Origin of the sequence: Shewanella yunxiaonensis (assembly GCF_018223345.1) — a bacterium.
GTDB lineage: Bacteria > Pseudomonadota > Gammaproteobacteria > Enterobacterales > Shewanellaceae > Shewanella > Shewanella yunxiaonensis.
Genome location: NZ_CP073587.1, coordinates 2,905,186 through 2,923,290, shown reverse-complemented (window position 1 = coordinate 2,923,290; position 18,105 = coordinate 2,905,186). Strand labels below are relative to the sequence as shown.

Genomic DNA, 18,105 nt, shown 5'->3' with positions numbered 1-18,105 from the left:
AATTGTGGCTGTTTTGCTATGCGGTGCGAAAGTGTAGTGGGTTAGTTTTTAGTCACAACACCACTTTGTGTGCCTACCAGTACCGTGTCTGCGCCCCGGGCGGCAAACAGACCGACAGTGACCACTCCGACAATATTATTGATCTGCTTTTCCAGTGTCTTCGGATCAAGGATCTTCAGGTTATACACATCCAGAATGACATTACCGTTATCGGTGATCACCCCTTCGCGATATACCGGATCTCCCCCCAGTTTTACCAGTTCACGCGCCACATAGGAACGTGCCATCGGGATCACTTCTACCGGTAATGGGAACGCGCCTAGAATATCTACCTGCTTGCTTTCATCGACAATACACACGAACTTCTTCGCTACTGCTGCAACGATTTTTTCGCGGGTCAATGCGGCGCCACCGCCTTTGATCATTTCGTTGTGACCGTTGATCTCATCGGCACCATCGACATAAACCGATAGTGAATCGACAGAATTCAGATCAAACACGGGGATACCAGCCGCTTTCAGACGTGCAGCAGAAGCTTCAGAGCTGGAGACCGCACCTTCAATATCAGCTTTCATGGTCGCCAGAGCATCGATAAAGTGGTTAACGGTAGAACCGGTGCCCACACCGACAATGCTGTCGGGTTCGACATATTTGAGCGCAGCCCAGCCGACCGCTTTTTTAAGTTCATCTTGGGTCATGTGTAAAGTCCATTTGAAAGGGGAATGTTGCTGACGCCATTATAAACTGTCTGTCGCGGCTTTGCGGAAGCTTTTGCGCGTTAATACTGATTTTTACTGATTTGCAAACCGCCCTTGGGTAACATGAGCTGATTATTTTGATAAAAAACAACGCCAACAGGGAGCTGACATGGCTGGTGCAACACTACTGACACTGCTGGATGATATTGCCACTATTCTTGACGACGTGGCGGTGATGAGTAAAGTTGCTGCCAAGAAAACCGCTGGGATGCTGAGTGATGATTTAGCGCTCAACGCACAACAGGTGACCGGATTTAGTGCTGATCGCGAATTACCCGTGGTGTGGGCTGTCGCTAAAGGGTCGTTGCGTAATAAGGCTATTCTGGTTCCCGCAGCACTGCTTATCAGTGCCGTAGTGCCTTGGTTAATTTTGCCATTGTTGATGCTAGGGGGCTTGTTTCTAAGCTTTGAGGGCTTTGAAAAGGTCTGGCATAAGCTGACACATCCGGCTGAAAGCGGTGCGGACGAAGAAGCCAAGGCAGCCAAAGCGCTGGAACAGATTAAAGATCTGCAGGCATGGGAAGCGCGAAAAGTGAAAGGGGCAATCCGTACTGATTTTGTGCTGTCTGCGGAGATCATCGTACTGACACTGGGCATCGTGGCCGATAAAGTGTTTTTTACCCAACTGGCGACGCTGGTAGTTATTGCGGTCGTGATGACGGCGGGAGTGTATGGGGTCGTCGCTGCCATTGTTAAGTTAGATGATGTAGGGCTTTATCTCAGTCGTCGCAAAGGGCATTCAGCCTTTAGGTCGCTGTTACGGCGTGTGGGGGTGACTTTGGTGAGTGCCGCACCAAAGCTGATGAAGTTGTTGACGGTTATTGGCACCATTGCAATGTTTTTGGTGGGGGGCGGCATCCTGGCTCACGGCATTGCGCCATTGGCGGCATTGGAACATCACCTGGCAGAAGCCGCTGCTGAAATTGCCAACGTCGGCAGTCTATTATCGCATCTGTTGCCATTGTTGCTACAGATTATCTATGGCCTGATCGCGGGGGCCATAGGGTTGATCGTGATAACCTTGCTAAGCCGGATACGAGCAAAGTTTCGTGCTAAATAATTCCTCAGATAGCGCATAAAAAACGCTGCCAATGCAGCGTCTTTTTATGCGCAGTCGATGTTACTCGATTACGCCGCAGGCCATACGAGCCCCGCCGCCACCCAACGCTTTCGGCATGTCGGAGAAGTTGTCTCCACCCGCGTGGATCATCAACGCATGACCTTTAACGTCGGCGACTTTCAAGCGAGGCGCCAGCACTGGCACAATTGCATTGCCATCGTCGGTCACAAAGAGCGGTGGTAAATCGCCTTTGTGATTGCCGTCTGTCCATGGATAGCCATGTTTACCGGTTTTATCCGGATCAAAGTGACCGCCAGCCGCGCCACCCAGGACAGTTTTGCCATCTTTGGTTGCCGGGCCACAGCTGCCGTTGGCATGAATATGGAAACCATGTACCCCGGGTGTTAGTCCGTGCAGATTCGGTGTCAGTACCAGCCCATATGCAGAGTCGCTCAGGGTTACCGTACCTACGGGGGTATCACCTTTATCGGAGAGCAGGGACACGCTGACTTCAGCTTCTGCCGCCATCGTTGCAGCGGAACAGAGCAGTGATGCCAGACCGAAGGTAACAATTGCTTTTTTGATCATAAAAAACCTCTCCATTGGTTAATGATTTAATCACAGTCAAATAATAGGCAAGAATGTGATCTGTGACACTTTTTCAGCTTATCCTTAAATACGCGGTTCAGCAATTAATCAAAAGTGGACTAGCGATTGTCGAGGGTTTGGGAAGGCGTGATGATGACCGGGAGCGGTTTGTCCCATGGGGCTAACGGCAGGCTTTCTGCTTGTTGACAGTCATGGGCGTATCCAACTGCCAGTGCTGTTACCTGCGGATTGGCCAAGGTGCGATCATAATAGCCACCGCCCATGCCCATGCGATTACCTTGAGCGTCAAACGCCACCAATGGTGTAAGGATTAGATCCAATTGTGCCGGCAGTACAATTCTGCGAGTTTCCAGCTTAGGCTCGGGAATACCAAAGCGATTAAACGTCATCGGTGAATCGGCGTGGTAATGCAGAAACAGCAGATTACCGGGGGTGAAGGGGTGTAATACGGGCAAACAGGTCTGGATATCGCGCTGCCATAAAGTTTCAAATAATGGGCGGGTATTAAGTTCACCATCGCAACTGAAATACAGCGATAGTGTGTTGATTTTTTGTCCGGTCGTCTGCAACTGCTCTAACAGCGCAACCAGTCGCGCTTGCGCAGCGGAAGCGGCTTGTTGCTGAAATGCCTCAGACAGTTCGCGGCGCTGTTTACGGATCTGGCGTCTGAGCAGCAGGCAAGCCTCATCACGCGCTGACCATAGGTCATTACGCTGCGCATGGTGGTTGGGAGACGTTGCCGCTTGCAAAAGGGTCATAGGCGCCAAATTTAGGATGCTCCCCGGCGATGCCGGTGTCGGTGTAAGCCCTTGAACCTAACAGTTCAAGGCGGGCTGCTGGTTACCTCCTAAGGCTTCTCGGTCAAGCCGAGCATGCGCAATGTCAGTAAGAAAGTAGCCCTATTTTCAAAAATATCGGCACAGGGACATTACCGACTATCGTACACCCCAGGGAGCAAATTCGGGTGGGCGTTTGCCCTTAATCCTAGTTTAGTCTTCTCTGTTGCTGCGCTCAACCAGCGCTTGCTCAAGAGTGTGTTGCAACAGCCGAATGCGTTCATCCATCTGTTGCATGTAATCCTGATTTTTTCGCTGCTCGACATAGAGTTCATGACCTATGTTGAGCGCCGCCATCAACACCATATCTTCTCGGCTGAGCGTCGGTGTCCGCGCTTTGATCTGTGCCAGTTGCTGCTCCAGTTTACGGGCAACTTCCTGCAACGCTTGCTCTTGTCCTTTCGGGCAGGCGATAGAGTATGTGCGTCCCAACAGGGCGATATCTACGGCACAGTTACTCATGTTACGCACGTTTCCTTTTAGACGGCTCTTGAGGCGGACTATATAAGCCTCGTCTGTAAAGTGCAAGTTGCCCTGGCTACAGTTTGCTGCCTTTGTGGCGCGATTGCTGATTCCCTGAACAGTCGTCACAAAACCGGTCAATGACCGCAGATTTCCCCACGCTACTTGGTGCTAAGTTGCAGTTCTGTTAGCATGGCAAGGTATTTATCTATTGGACAATTTGGTTATGGCTACTCCCCCTTCATTGCGAATTGACAGTCTGCAGGCGGCGCTGGACAGTGCGGAGATCGGACAACACCCGGTCGAGGTCCACGGTGCGCTGGTGGGTGTTATCTGTGGCGGCGCTGTGCAGTCAGAGGACTGGCATCAGCCCTTACTCGAGCTGATGAACGATGGGCAGCCGCTGCCTCAAGAGTTGACCGGGTTAATTCAGGAATTAGCGCAGGATACCGTTAATCGTCTGCAAGATGCTGAATTTGGGTTTACCCTGCTGTTGCCGGAAGAGGAAGAGGCCCTGGCGACGCGCCTGGAAGCCTTGTCTCTGTGGACTCAGAGTTTTCTTACCGGCATTGCCATCGCTCAGCCAGCACTAAATCAGGCATCCGAAGATGTGCGTGAGGTGATTAAAGATTTAGCCGAAATCACTCAGGTCGATCTTAATGTCAGCGAAGATGATGAATGTGAGCAGGCCTTCCAGGAGTTGCTGGAATTTGTACGCATGTCAGCCATCCTGTGTTATTCCGAATTTGTATTACATCAGCAATCAGACGCTGAATCTCAGGACAAAGGTATTCTGCATTAATACTGGCTGCTAGCGGCAGCCCAGTGAGGGATGAATGAATCCGCAATCCACTGAAGTTGATATTGCCATTGTCGGCGGCGCTATGGTGGGCGCCTCGTTGGCGTTGGCATTGAGCAATTTGAGCCGAACCCTGCAGCGGCCACTAAAACTAGCCTTGATTGAAGCCCATGAACCTGGGCAAGGGCAGTCCGGCTTTGATGCCCGCGCCATCGCCGTCGCGCATGGTTCCCGGCATGCTTTGCAGCAGATGGGCATCTGGCCGAAACTGGCCAATCTCGGTACTCCTATCCGTGATATCCATGTGTCCGATCGTGGACATTTTGGTATGACCGAAATTAACAGCAGCAGTTTTGACCTTGATGCCTTGGGTGAAGTGGTTGAACTGGAACGCGTCGGACAGGTGCTGTTTGCCGCGCTGGCGAAAACCGATATTGCCGTTTTTTGTCCGTCACAGCTTGCCAGTATCGACAGCGAAGTGCAGGGGCATACGCTGACACTGAATAACGGTAACAAAATCTACTGTAAGTTGTTGGTAGCGGCCGATGGTGCCAACTCCAAGGTGCGGCAACTGCAGCAGCAACCACAGCAAATCAGTGCGTTTGGGCAAAGTGCCATCATCGCCAATGTTGCCAGCAATCGGCCACATCAGGGCATGGCCTGGGAACGCTTCACCGAACACGGCCCGATTGCCTTATTGCCGATGGCTGACAGCAATGGCAAACCGCGCTTGTCGCTGGTATGGGCAATGCCAGAAGCTGCCATTACCGAACGCTTGACCTTGACGGATAGCGACTTTCTCGAGGCGCTGCAGCAGGCATTTGGCAACCGCGCCGGACAATTTACTGCTGTCGGTAGCCGTTACAGTTACCCATTGGCACTGAGTTATATGTCACGGCCAGCATTTCATCGCACCGTATACCTGGGCAATGCGGCGCAGACGCTGCATCCAATAGCCGGTCAGGGTTTTAACCTTGGACTCCGGGATATCAGCGGTTTGCTGGCAGTGCTGAAACCAGTGCTGCAACAATACGGTGATGTTGGCAGTGTATCGGTTATTCATGATTATCTGGCCTGTCGTGAAACTGATCGGCGACAGACTATCAACAGTATCGAATTCCTGGTGCGTGGTTTCTCCAACCAATACTGGCCGCTGGTGGTCGGACGCAATCTGGGGCTGCGGCTGCTGTCTTGGATACCGCCATTGAAGGTGCCGGTGGCACATCGGGCGATGGGGTGGCATGGCCGCGATACCTGTAACGCTTTAGCAAGGAGCCGATGATGTTTAAATCGCAAAGCTATGATGTTGCTATTGTCGGTGGTGGCATGGTGGGGCTGGCGACGGCGTGCGGTTTGGCCGAAGATGGATTATCTGTGTTAGTGATAGATGCCTCGGCAGCCTCAGCGGTCAGTGGCGAGCCTAAGTTGCGAGTCAGTGCCATTAATCAGGCCAGCCGGGTATTACTGGAGCATCTGGGCGCCTGGAGTAACTTGCCGACCGCGCGTCTGGCACCATACAGCCAGATGGAAGTGTGGGACAAAGATGGCATAGGGCAAATTCAGTTTGATGCGGAACAGCTCAGTGCTGACAGCCTGGGTGCTATTATCGAGAACGATGCCATCCATTATGCTCTGGCGCAGCGTGCCGCCGAGTTGGACACGCTGACGCTGCTGGAAAATACCCGTCTGCAACGACTGGCATTTGGCGAGCGTGAAGCCTGGCTGACATTAGAAAATGGTGACAGTCTCTCGGCCACGCTAGTGGTTGCGGCTGATGGTGCCAACTCTTGGGTACGGCAGCAGTGCCAGATCCCTCAGACTTTCTGGGATTATGATCATCATGCCCTTGTGGCTACCATCCGGACCCAATTACCTCATGGCCATTGTGCGCGGCAGGTATTCTCAGCCGATGGCCCGCTGGCGTTTTTGCCACTCTATGATGAACATTTATGCTCTATTGTGTGGTCACTGCCGCCCGAGCAAGTCAGCGAATTGTTGGCGTTAACGCCAGCGCAGTTCGGTCAACGCTTGACCGTCGCCTTTGACGGTAAATTGGGTCTGTGTGAACTTGCCAGTGAGCGGCAGAGCTTTCCGCTGCGGATGCGTTATTCGCGACATTTTGCACGGCATCGACTCATACTGGCTGGCGATGCGGCGCACACCATTCACCCGTTGGCGGGGCAGGGGGTGAATCTGGGTTTCCTCGATGCTGCCGCTATTATCGATACCATTACTAAGCTGCATGACGCGGGGAAAGATATCGGTGCTTATGAAAATCTGCGACCGTTGGAGCGTTGGCGTAAAGCCGATGCCATGCAGATGATTGGCGCGATGGAAGGTCTGAAACAGCTGTTCAGTGGCAGTCATCCACTTAAGAAGGCGCTGCGCGATATTGGTCTTAACCTCGTGAATAGTGCTGCTCCTGTGAAAACTGTGTTCATGCAACAGGCCATGGGACAAAAATTCAACTTACCACCGCTTTGTCGAGTAGATAACGCCCGCTGAAATTTTTCAGTAACTCCTTAAAAAAGCCCGGAAATCGTGATTTTTCCGGGCTTTTTGTTTTTCAGCCACAAATTTACCGTGAATTAAATTCAGCATTTTGATTAAAAAAACTAATCCGAAACTTTCGGATTAGAAATTTCCCATGTATACATGTTTATTACGCGGGGTATACTTTTCCGGCACTTCAAACTGATGTCAGGTGTGATAAATACCTGAAGGCCCCGACAGAAAGGGATAACAATGGCTAATAAAACTGTACTCTTTAACAAGCATCTTGAAAGCAATGCCAAGATGGTTGATTTTCACGGTTGGGACATGCCTCTGCACTATGGTTCCCAGATTGAAGAACACCATGCTGTTCGTAAAGACGCTGGTATGTTCGATGTTTCCCACATGACTGTGGTAGACGTAACTGGCAATGGTGCCCGTGACTTTTTGCGTTATTTGCTGGCCAATGATGTGGCCAAACTGAAACAACCTGGTAAAGCCTTGTACAGCGGCATGCTGAACGAACAGGCCGGGGTGATTGATGACCTGATCACTTATTACCTGAGCGACACCTATTATCGAGTGGTGGTGAACTCCGCTACTCGTGAAAAAGACCTGGCATGGATTAATGCCCAGGCCAAAGCCTTCGCGGTTGCCATCACCGAGCAGCCACAGCTAGCGATGATTGCCGTGCAAGGGCCGAATGCCAAAGCCAAAGCGGCCACGGTTTTCAGTGATGTCCAAAAATCGGCGGTTGAAGGCATGAAACCTTTCTTTGGCGTTCAGGCGGAAAGCCTGTTTATCGCCACCACCGGTTATACCGGTGAAGCTGGTTATGAAATCATGGTACCGGAAAGTGAAGCCGAAGCATTGTGGCAGGCATTGAAGGATGCCGGAGTTGCACCTTGTGGTCTGGGTGCGCGAGATACTCTGCGTCTGGAAGCCGGGATGAATCTTTACGGTCAGGATATGGACGAAACCATTAATCCGCTGGCCGCCAATATGGGCTGGACCATCGCCTGGGAACCTACAGACCGTGACTTTATTGGTCGCGCTGCATTGACGGCTATAAAAGCACAGGGCAGCGATAAATTGGTGGGTCTGGTGATGGAAGAAAAGGGCGTACTGCGTCACGACATGCCGGTGTTCTTCACCGATGCTGAAGGCAACGAGCAGCAGGGCGTGATCACCAGTGGTTCCTTCTCGCCCACATTAGGCTATTCTATTGCAATGGCACGGGTTCCCGCTTCAATCGGGGAGTCGGCCGAGGTGGAAATGCGCAAGAAACGCGTAGCAGTCAAAGTGATTGCGCCCAGCTTTGTGCGCAACGGCAAACAAGCATTCTGAAACACGGGAAAGGAACAATAAGAATGAGCGATATTCCTAACGAATTACTGTACACATCCTCTCACGAGTGGGTACGCCAGGAAGCTGATGGCAGCTACACCATCGGTATCACTGAACACGCACAGGAACTGCTGGGCGATATGGTATTTGTAGAACTGCCAGACGTGGGTGACAGCCTGGACGCCGGAGATGATTGCGCCGTGGCTGAATCTGTAAAAGCCGCATCTGACATCTACGCGCCGCTGTCAGGTGAAGTGATTGCGGTTAACGAAGCGCTGGAAGACAGCCCTGAACTGGTTAACAGCGATGCTTACGGTGATGGCTGGTTCTTCCGCATTAAGCCTTCAGATGAGTCCGAACTGGACAACCTGTTGGACGCAGAAGCCTATCAGGCTGTCATCGACGAAGAATAATCGTTGCTGTCAACGAAGCCCTTTAACAGGGCTTCGTGCGTTTTAAAAAGAGACCGATACAGCGCCACCCTACGGCTGCATATCGGCGATTACAGAAACTAAGGTTAATCATGACCAAGCAAACCCTCACTCAGCTAGAGCAGCACGATCTCTTTATCCGCCGCCATATTGGCTCCGATGAGACCCAGCAACAGCAGATGCTGGATTATGTCGGTGCCGAATCTCTGGACGATTTGACCGCGCAGATAGTTCCGGGGTCGATTCGTCTGAATCGGGAACTGGCACTTGATGACTCCTGTGGCGAAGCCACCGGGACTGAGTCCATCAAGCAGATTGCCGCCAAGAACAAAGTTTTCAAAAGTTATATCGGAATGGGCTATTACGGTACTGAGGTACCGGCAGTTATCCAGCGCAATGTGCTGGAGAATCCCGGCTGGTACACCGCTTACACGCCTTATCAGCCTGAAATTGCCCAGGGTCGTCTGGAAGCTATCCTTAACTTCCAGCAACTGTCGATGGATTTAACCGGCCTGGATCTGGCATCAGCCTCTCTGCTGGATGAAGCCACCGCCGCTGCCGAAGCCATGGCAATGGCTAAACGTGTGTCCAAAGCCAAAAAAGCCAATATCTTCTATGTGGCGGATGATGTATTTCCACAGACTATCGACGTGGTGAAAACCCGTGCCGAATGTTTTGGTTTTGAAGTGCTGGTCGGCCCGGCTGATGAAGCCGTCAACCACGAAATTTTTGGTGCACTGTTTCAGTACAGCAACAAACAGGGTGCTATTCGTGATTACACCGAGCTGTTTGCCAAACTGCACGAACAGAAAGCCGTCGTTACCGTCGCTGCCGACATTATGTCGCTGGTACTGCTGAAGTCTCCTGGCAGCATGGGCGCAGATATTGCCTTTGGTAACACCCAACGCTTTGGTGTACCGATGGGTTATGGTGGTCCACACGCCGCGTATTTTGTCACTAAAGACGAACACAAACGCTCTATGCCTGGCCGTATCATCGGCGTATCCAAAGATACTCGTGGCAATGTAGCATTGCGTATGGCGATGCAGACCCGTGAACAGCATATTCGCCGTGAAAAAGCCAATTCCAATATCTGTACTGCACAGATCCTGCTGGCGAACATGGCATCTTTTTACGCTGTGTACCATGGTCCGGATGGCTTGAAAACCATCGCTAACCGTATTCACCGTCTGACCGATATTCTGGCTGCCGGATTGAAAGCGAAAGGCGTATCACTGCTGAACAACACCTGGTTCGATACCCTGACTTTCCGCGTGGCTGACAAAGAGGCGGTTGTGGCTCGGGCGCTGGCGGCACAAAGCAACCTGCGTATCGACGCTGATGGTGCACTGGGTGTGAGCCTAGATGAAACGACCACTCGCGCCGATGTCGCTACACTGTTTGATATCATCCTCGGTGCGGCTCATGGGCTGGATATCACCGCACTAGATGCCGCAATTGTGGCAGCTGGCAGCAACTCGATTCCTGCGGCACTGCTGAGTGATGATGCCATCCTCAGTCACCCGGTGTTTAATCGCTATCACAGCGAAACCGAGATGATGCGTTATATCAAGCACCTGGAAAACAAAGATCTGGCGTTGAACCATTCGATGATTTCCCTTGGTTCTTGCACCATGAAGCTCAACGCCGCAGTGGAAATGCAACCGATCAGCTGGCCGGAATTTGCTAACCTGCATCCATTCTGCCCGCAGGATCAGGCCGAGGGTTATCATGAACTGGTCCAGAATCTGAGTGACTGGCTGGTAGAAATCACCGGGTATGATGCGGTATGTATGCAGCCAAACTCGGGTGCCCAAGGCGAATACGCAGGTCTGCTGGCAATTCGCCGCTATCACCAATCTCGTGGCGATGCACACCGGAACGTGTGTCTGATCCCACAGTCGGCTCATGGTACCAACCCCGCATCCGCCCACATGGCGGGCATGCAGGTCGTGGTCGTGGAATGTGACAAATTGGGTAACGTGGATATGGATGATCTGCGCGCCAAAGCCAGTGATATGGCAGCGAATCTGTCCTGCATCATGATCACTTACCCATCGACTCACGGTGTGTATGAAGAAACTATTCGCGATATCTGCGATGTCATCCATCAGCACGGTGGTCAGGTGTACCTCGACGGTGCCAATATGAACGCACAGGTGGGGATTACCTCACCCGGATTTATTGGCGCTGACGTGTCACACCTCAACCTGCATAAAACCTTTGCTATCCCGCATGGCGGTGGTGGTCCAGGTATGGGCCCTATCGGTGTCAAAGCACATCTGGCACCGTTCGTCGCTGGTCACAGCGTAGTGAAATTGGGTAAAGCCAGTGACAACAACGGGGCCGTTGCGGCCGCTCAATACGGTAGCGCTGGCATCCTGCCCATCAGCTGGATGTACATCAAACTGTTGGGTGCTAAAGGACTGCGGTTATCCACGCAGAATGCCATGCTGAACGCTAACTATCTGGCGAAGAAGCTGTCTGAACATTATCCAGTGCTGTACCGTGGCCGTAATGATCGCGTGGCACACGAATGTATCATCGATCTGCGTCCTCTCAAGGAAGCTTCCGGTGTGACTGAAATGGATATTGCCAAACGTCTGAATGACTATGGTTTCCATGCGCCGACCATGAGCTTCCCGGTAGCTGGCACCCTGATGATCGAGCCGACTGAGTCCGAATCAAAAGTGGAACTGGATCGCTTTATCAATGCTATGGTGGCTATCCGTAGCGAAATCGCCAAAGTGGAAGCCGGTGACTGGCCAGCGGATAATAACCCGCTGCACAACGCTCCGCACACCCTGGCCGATATCATGGACCCAGCCTTTGATGAACGGCCTTACAGCCGTGAGCTGGCAGTGTTCCCATGTGACGCCGTGCGTGCCAACAAGTTCTGGCCTACCGTTAATCGTATTGATGACGTGTATGGCGACCGTAATCTGTTCTGCGCTTGTGTTCCTATGTCTGAGTACCTGTAATAGCCGGTGCTATCAGTAATTATCTGATGAAAAAGCGAGCCTAATGGCTCGCTTTTTTAATGTTGGCTGTCGGGTAACTTTAGTTCGGCGGCGTTCACACCTCGAATGCAGGCCATGTACTATCGGTAAGTTCGCGATGGTGAAGTCATAGCGTGCTCAGGCTCTATGTGTGATCACAGCATAGGCTGTTGTAGATTTTGGCGAATACTGAGTTCCTGCTGAGCAATCTTACGGAACATCCCTCCCATAGCCTGCTCAGCGACATACTGTGCAAGTTGTTCTTTGGCTATATTTTCAGGCTCTGCTTGCAGTTGCTGGGCAGTCTCCAGCGTCTGTTGTACATCGTTTGCGGTTGCGGTAATGCTATCGGCCTTGCTTTTAATGTCCAACAACTTTCCGTAAAGCTCTACTGCGCCATTTGCATTGAGTTCTGCTGTGATGGCTGGCAATAACGCTGTCTGCACCATGTCACCCGCATGTTGTTTCAAGTATTGACTTGCACCTTGGTTACCAGCATGAAGAACCCCTTCTAAAGTGGGTTCATCCATATGGGTGATAAGATTTTTTAATATTGGGCCGGCCACAGGGATCGCATGCTCGGCCGCCTGATTCATCAGCGTTTGTAATAAATCCGCGTCAGGATTTTTCTGAAGTTCACTGGCCACTCCCGCAATAATCCCTAGCGGGGGCGGTAGCAAAATGCGTACTAATGGATCATTGAGATAACCACCGCTTTTCGCTAATTCGCTGACAACTACATCAATGCCATCCGTTAGCCGTTCTGCAAATTTTTCCGCCAGCATTTGCTGAAGTTTTTGCTGCACACGATTTTCTAAGTCATCTACCATCGAAGTACAGGCGCAGACAACTAGTGATAAAGACATCACCACAATTTTACCAAACATAGAAATCCCATAACCCAATAAACACTAAAAATACCGCAGTAAAATCTGCGGTTGCGTCGAAAGCGCTAGTTTTGACGAGCGTTGACGACTCAAGCGATTTCGCTAAAAACGTCTATTTACAGGAGAGATTACTCAGGTGATTTCAAGACTCTTGTGCCAAGCGTTACTGATGAATAGAGGACGCATTGTCGTTAATAATCGCAGGCGTCGATAAATAACACTTTGGCTTGGCACCAAGATTTTACCGAACCAGACTACACGATAATTACCGCGCATCATGATACATTCCCGCGAAAGAGGCTGTTAGATTTGAAATACGAAAGAAGATGATTAATTGCGCCGATAATTTACCGCTGAGTAACATTAACCTCAAGTGGAAACGATTCGCTTTGTAACAAATGTAAAACCATCGCTGAATTCAAGACTCTCGACCTTCAATGCAACCATAGAGGTGGTGCCGGGTGTTGTCGTAAAAGTGCCGGTCACAAAACCATGACGGCTGCCGGACTCGTTAACACTATCAGTTTCGTCCCCTAATTTTGTTCGTCTGAAATCTGTCTTATGCCGCCTGAGTTCTAGCAAGCTTTTGTCAAAGAATTCAATTCACATCAAAATGTTGCTGCAAATTCGACTCACTAAAGCATTCTTTGACCAAGGTGATGATTTCCAGAATTAGGCTGTCTTTGGCACGTATTTTATGCCAGCTGACTGAGACAGGATAATCATCAAACTTGAGCGGGCATGGCAGGTTAACCAATCCGCACACCTGACTGATCGCCTGCGCTGCGTGGCTGGGGATCGTCGCTAGTGTTTTGGGGCCTTGTAGTAAAAATGGTAAGGCAGAAAAATGAGTGGTTGCCATGGCCACATTGCGTTTTTGCCCGTTTCTGGAAAGCAACTCATCGACAGAGCCTGTTAGACCATCGCCCGAAACAAGAACGTGGTCAGACGCTAAATAGGTTTCAAGGTTGAGCGTCTTCTCGGTTTCCGGGAGCACGAAATCGCGACTGATAAGACATGAATAATTGCCATATTTCATCAGATCGCTTTGTATTGTGGAGGAACGTAAGTAAGTGGAGGTGATTGCGATATCGATTTCGCGCTCCACGAGGGCATTGACCACTTTCTGACTGTTGGTCTGCCGGAACACGACCTTTAGTCGTGGAAACTTGGATTTAATTTTTTCCGCCAGCGTCGAACCGATGAATAATTCAAAATCATCAGACAAACCTATCATAATTGATTGGTTCGCATACTTGAGTTGGCTATCGGATAAATGATTTAACGTTGAAACAAAGTTATCCAATGAATCCGCGATAATCGGTTTAATCGCATGTGCTTTGCTGGTAGGTTGCAGGCCCTGGCTATTACGGATAAACAATTGATCATCGTAGATTATTCTCAATCTCTTTAGTGCAGCACTGACCGCAGATTGAGTGACGGCGAGCCTCACCGCTGCGCGGCTGGCACTGCCTTCTTCGTATAGCGCCACAAAGACTTTAAGCAGATTTAAGTCGAAGTGGCCATTATCATTTTTATTCATACTCGATAGAAACCAATCGCTATTCCCTCTCCAGCGTGTATCGCTGAGTCTATGCAGACATCAACTATCTGTCGAGAATCGTTCTATGACTAAACATATTGTTTCAGCACTGCAGATTGGCGCAAAGGAGTCGGGGAAGCAAGAGACTTTGCAGTCGATCCTATCTTACGAAAACGAAATTATCCAATCTAAATCAGAACTTGTGGTAATGCCGGAAGCATTGCTTGGGGGATATCCTAAGGGCGAGACCTTTGGGACATATTTAGGTTATCGTCTTGATGCCGGGCGTGAAGCTTATGAGCGCTATTACGACAATGCGGTCACTGTTCCTGGAGAGGAAACCGATGAACTCGTCGCGCTTTCGCAACGCACACAATGTTCTATTGTTATCGGTGTGATTGAGCGAGCAGGGTCAACCTTATACTGCACTTCTCTCCATATTACTCCCAGCCATGGATTAGTGGGCAAACATCGTAAACTCATGCCAACAGGCACCGAGCGTTTGATTTGGGGGCAAGGCGATGGTTCGATGTTATCAACGGTGGATACCGGGTTTGCTAAGATTGGTAGTGCTATTTGCTGGGAAAACCATATGCCATTATTGCGTATGGCAATGTACGCTCAGGGAATTGATATTTGGTGTGCACCAACGGTAGACGAGCGTGAAATTTGGCAATGCAGTATGCGTCATATCGCCCACGAAGGGCGTTGTTTTGTGATTAGTGCCGTTCAGGTTCAAGGTTCACCAGAGCAAACCGGCCGCTCTGCTGAGGGCTGGGATCCCAGTCGTCCCTTTATAAAAGGCGGAAGCATGATTGTTGACCCACTTGGCAACATCTTGGCGGGACCAATGTATGGGGAAGAAGGGCTATTGTCGGTGGAGATTGATATGTCGCAAATCACTAAGTCTCGCTACGATTTTGATGTAGTGGGGCACTATGCGCGGCCTGATGTGTTCTCGTTACAAGTGGATGTCACTGCAAAAAAGAGCGTAACCCTAAAATCATGAGTCACGGCTGATCACTGTCTGAAAAGGTCGCTAATGGTATTTAATCAATAAATTAGCGACCATTTTATAATGAATTCGGGCAATACATTGCGCTCATTTATAATGCAGTGGTCACATCAACTTGTTAAACATTGCCTCAATAAGGCGAATTATGTGCGCTAAATCGTGTTTATTATGTGCTTTTGCTAAATCTGCACCATTAATTGTAAAATGCTCACTTAACTTTATGATGCCAAAAAATAAAATACTGCAATGGTAGCCATTTTAGCAGTGGTTGGTGTCTATTTTTTGTTAGCTACCAGTGACATAGAGAACTGATTAATGAGTGATTTACCAAATTGTCCAAGTTGTAATTCCAGCTATACCTATGAAGATGGCAGCACTTTGGTGTGTCCCGAGTGTGGTCATGAATGGATAGCGGGAGAAGTGGTTGAACAGGACGACGGGCTGGTGGTCAAGGATGCCAATGGTGCGCAGTTAAGCGATGGTGATACTGTCACTGTGATTAAAGATTTAAAAGTGAAAGGCAGCTCACTGGTGGTCAAAGTGGGCACGAAAGTGAAAAATATCCGGCTGGTTGAGGGCGATCATAATATTGATTGCAAGATCGATGGTATCGGCGCAATGCAGCTCAAATCCGAGTTTGTGAAAAAGGCCTGATAACTCTGGATATCGGCTGGCTTAACCGGTCGATATCCATTCATTGCCAACGTGCCGCGTGTACTCGTGCCTCAAGGCAACGTGCCACGAGCTAGACAATGGTGGTACTTGCCGGTTGGACCTGATTTCTCCCGTTGGCTTTAGCGACATACAACTGTTTATCTGCTCGCCGTACCAGTTCTTCGACTTTCTGACTCTCTTGCGGATAGGTACTGGCGTAACCCAGACTCAATGAGATCACCCAGGGGGCCAGATCTGCTCGCGGAATCGCGGCAGCAAACAGGCTTTGGCGCAAATTCTCGGCGATTTTCGCTGCCTGTGCAGCATCAGTATTTGGCAAAATCAAAGCAAATTCTTCACCGCCATATCTGGCAAGTAAGTCACTGCTATGTCGTACATGAGCCTGCAGATGTTGCGCTACGGCTTGCAGCGCTTTATCGCCAGCCTGATGGCCGTAATAATCGTTAAATGATTTAAAATGATCGATATCGCACACAATCACACTCAACGGGCTGTTTTCAGCAATCGCTTGTTGCCATTCACTGACAAGGCATCGATCGAAAACGCGGCGATTGGCAATACCGGTTAAAGCATCTTGCTCAGATAAGGTGGTCAGCCGTTGGTTGGCTTTTTGCAATTCAAGGGTGCGTTTCGATACTTGTTGTTCAAGTGTATGGATTGAATCCAGTTGCGCTTTTGCCAGCGTAGCCAGACTGGTTGCAAGGTGGCTGACTTCCACATACTGGTGGTGTTTACTGGGATTTTCCGTCAGTTTCTGCAGTTCGTTGTTACTAGCGATCTGCGCGATATTTTCAATCGGGCGGGCAATCTTTCGGGCAAGCTGAGCGCCGATAAAGATCAGTAACAGCAATAACAGCAACGTGATAAACAGTGTAACTTTGACTTGTTGCATGATGGGGGCTGCGATTTGATCGACGGGTAGCAATACCACCAATTGCCAGCTTTGTTGCTCACCGAGCTTTATCTGCTTAACTTCTAATAAGTAGTGCTTCCCGTCGGCAATCACGTGTGAATCTACCAGATTATCTTGTTGTGAAATCGACAGATTACGCAGTAATGGGATTGGATGCTGTTTCAACAAGAAGCGGTTGCCATCGGCAGCTTTTACCGGAATGCGCTGAATATTCGAAGACGCGATCAGCTTGCCGCTCTGCTGCTCCAGTAAAAACGCCAGACCACCGTAGCCAATGTTGAGCTTTTCCATAAACTGGTTAAGCCGGTTTAAGGCAATATCTGCCGCCACCACGGCAATGACATTCCCCTGTGCATCAAGCACCGCTTTTGACAGACTGATGCCATACACCTCACTTTGTACATAGCGATAGATTTCGCCCCAACAAGGCAGTTGCGGATTAGCCAAAGCCCACTGCATAAAGGGACGCTGCCGTGGATCATAGCTGACTTTAACCTGCTCAATGGCTTGGCCCAGATGATCGCTGCTGTCAAGCATATAGCCGATAAGGTGATGCTCTGGATTGAAGATATTACTGGCGATTTCGATATGTTCAGGACTGTTAGGGGGCCGAGCGGCTGCAATGTAGCGTCCGTCGGGAAACGCCATACTGACAAAACTTAGCTGTTCACTCTGGCGTAGCTGACTCAGTAACCAGGGGGTGTTCTGTTGGGGCTGCGCGATAGAAAGATTGCCATTGAGTACCTGCGTGGCATTGGCGTCAGTGATTTCTGGCATCACCTTAGTCAGATGGCTCACATATTGCTCTATACGCTGTGACAACTCACGGGCAAAATTCTGCCCCATGGAACGCGCCAGTGTTTGGCTATTCTGATAAGAGATAACGGAAAATGCCGCCGCACCAATAAAAAATAAAAAAGAGAACGGCAGTATTATGACTAAGCGCAGAGGGTAGGTGCGCGTAAACAACATAAGTCATCACCATTTATAATAATTGTTGGAAGATTAAGTGTTTCCGTACACCCTGATGTTAGCATCTCAGTGCTTTAGCCAAGGAAGCATAAACACTCTGTCCAATTGTTGCAATTGATGGAAAGTTGCTTATCAATTTTGTTGCGTTTAGTTGAATGTCACTCAGATTTGAATGTCGCGATTTCGCGAGTCGACGCTTAGTGAGATAGACCGGCCATTAACGGGACATTCCAAATATGCTGAACGGACGTCCCGCCAAGTTTATCGGCGCAATAGCTTTACGGGTTCGAACTTCGAGGCTCGAAC

General features: G+C 50.0%; 16 protein-coding genes and 1 other RNA gene. 9 read left to right on the top strand and 8 right to left on the bottom strand.

Going from position 1 to position 18,105, the window contains the following annotated elements; translation table 11 throughout:
* Positions 1-41: 41 nt before the first annotated feature.
* On the bottom strand, positions 42-698 hold the full coding sequence (gene rpiA, locus KDN34_RS13435; protein ID WP_212594229.1) for a ribose-5-phosphate isomerase RpiA: 657 nt from the start codon (positions 696-698) through the stop codon (positions 42-44).
* Between the two features lie 169 nt (positions 699-867).
* On the opposite strand from rpiA, the gene KDN34_RS13430 reads away from it, so the two are divergent.
* Positions 868-1,818 carry a DUF808 domain-containing protein gene (locus KDN34_RS13430; protein WP_212594228.1) on the top strand — a complete coding sequence of 317 codons (951 nt, stop codon included), beginning with the start codon at positions 868-870 and terminating at the stop codon, positions 1,816-1,818.
* 60 nt (positions 1,819-1,878) lie between these two features.
* Here the strand turns inward: KDN34_RS13430 and sodC are convergent, their stop codons facing one another.
* The 4 genes from sodC to KDN34_RS13410 form a co-directional block, all read right to left on the bottom strand.
* Entirely contained in the window at positions 1,879-2,406 is a 528-nt protein-coding gene (gene sodC, locus KDN34_RS13425) for a superoxide dismutase family protein (protein WP_212594227.1), read from the bottom strand.
* Positions 2,407-2,525: 119 nt separating this feature from the next.
* Positions 2,526-3,185 carry a 5-formyltetrahydrofolate cyclo-ligase gene (locus tag KDN34_RS13420; RefSeq protein WP_212594226.1) on the bottom strand — a complete coding sequence of 220 codons (660 nt, stop codon included), beginning with the start codon at positions 3,183-3,185 and terminating at the stop codon, positions 2,526-2,528.
* Positions 3,186-3,201: 16 nt separating this feature from the next.
* Positions 3,202-3,384, bottom strand: a non-coding RNA gene (ssrS, locus tag KDN34_RS13415) — 6S RNA.
* A 32-nt stretch (positions 3,385-3,416) separates the two neighbouring features.
* Complete coding sequence (locus tag KDN34_RS13410; RefSeq protein WP_212594225.1) at positions 3,417-3,725, bottom strand: cell division protein ZapA; 309 nt, start codon at positions 3,723-3,725, stop codon at positions 3,417-3,419.
* Between the two features lie 226 nt (positions 3,726-3,951).
* On the opposite strand from KDN34_RS13410, the gene KDN34_RS13405 reads away from it, so the two are divergent.
* The 6 genes from KDN34_RS13405 (at position 3,952) to gcvP (ending at position 11,776) form a co-directional block, all read left to right on the top strand.
* Positions 3,952-4,527, top strand: a complete 576-nt coding sequence (locus KDN34_RS13405) for a UPF0149 family protein (protein ID WP_212594224.1) — start codon at positions 3,952-3,954, stop codon at positions 4,525-4,527.
* Between the two features lie 34 nt (positions 4,528-4,561).
* Positions 4,562-5,806: a 2-octaprenyl-6-methoxyphenyl hydroxylase gene (gene ubiH, locus KDN34_RS13400; RefSeq protein ID WP_212594223.1), complete on the top strand. Its 1,245-nt coding sequence runs from the start codon at positions 4,562-4,564 to the stop codon at positions 5,804-5,806.
* Positions 5,806-7,029: an FAD-dependent oxidoreductase gene (locus tag KDN34_RS13395; RefSeq protein WP_212596660.1), complete on the top strand. Its 1,224-nt coding sequence runs from the start codon at positions 5,806-5,808 to the stop codon at positions 7,027-7,029. Before ubiH ends, KDN34_RS13395 begins: the two co-directional genes overlap by 1 nt.
* Positions 7,030-7,269: 240 nt before the next feature.
* The gene (gcvT, locus tag KDN34_RS13390) at positions 7,270-8,364 is read left to right on the top strand and encodes a glycine cleavage system aminomethyltransferase GcvT (RefSeq protein WP_212594222.1); all 1,095 of its coding nucleotides are present in this window, start codon (positions 7,270-7,272) and stop codon (positions 8,362-8,364) included.
* A gap of 23 nt (positions 8,365-8,387) precedes the next feature.
* Positions 8,388-8,777, top strand: coding sequence for a glycine cleavage system protein GcvH (gcvH, locus tag KDN34_RS13385; RefSeq protein ID WP_212594221.1), 390 nt, complete (start codon positions 8,388-8,390; stop codon positions 8,775-8,777).
* 110 nt (positions 8,778-8,887) lie between these two features.
* Positions 8,888-11,776: an aminomethyl-transferring glycine dehydrogenase gene (gene gcvP, locus KDN34_RS13380; RefSeq protein ID WP_212594220.1), complete on the top strand. Its 2,889-nt coding sequence runs from the start codon at positions 8,888-8,890 to the stop codon at positions 11,774-11,776.
* 173 nt (positions 11,777-11,949) lie between these two features.
* On the opposite strand, the gene KDN34_RS13375 is transcribed toward gcvP, so the two are convergent.
* Together KDN34_RS13375 and KDN34_RS13370 are read right to left on the bottom strand one after the other, a co-directional pair.
* Positions 11,950-12,681, bottom strand: a complete 732-nt coding sequence (locus tag KDN34_RS13375; protein WP_212594219.1) for a DUF4197 domain-containing protein — start codon at positions 12,679-12,681, stop codon at positions 11,950-11,952.
* Between the two features lie 598 nt (positions 12,682-13,279).
* A complete protein-coding gene (locus KDN34_RS13370) occupies positions 13,280-14,224 on the bottom strand; it encodes a LysR family transcriptional regulator (RefSeq protein WP_212594218.1) in 945 nt (314 codons plus the stop codon).
* Between the two features lie 85 nt (positions 14,225-14,309).
* On the opposite strand from KDN34_RS13370, the gene KDN34_RS13365 reads away from it, so the two are divergent.
* Both KDN34_RS13365 and KDN34_RS13360 read left to right on the top strand, forming a co-directional pair.
* Positions 14,310-15,233 (top strand): carbon-nitrogen hydrolase family protein, encoded by a 924-nt coding sequence (locus tag KDN34_RS13365; RefSeq protein WP_212594217.1) that lies wholly within the window; start codon positions 14,310-14,312, stop codon positions 15,231-15,233.
* A gap of 321 nt (positions 15,234-15,554) precedes the next feature.
* Positions 15,555-15,893: a zinc ribbon domain-containing protein YjdM gene (locus KDN34_RS13360; protein WP_212594216.1), complete on the top strand. Its 339-nt coding sequence runs from the start codon at positions 15,555-15,557 to the stop codon at positions 15,891-15,893.
* 91 nt (positions 15,894-15,984) lie between these two features.
* On the opposite strand, the gene KDN34_RS13355 is transcribed toward KDN34_RS13360, so the two are convergent.
* Complete coding sequence (locus KDN34_RS13355; protein ID WP_212594215.1) at positions 15,985-17,799, bottom strand: sensor domain-containing diguanylate cyclase; 1,815 nt, start codon at positions 17,797-17,799, stop codon at positions 15,985-15,987.
* Between the last annotated feature and the right edge of the window lie 306 nt (positions 17,800-18,105).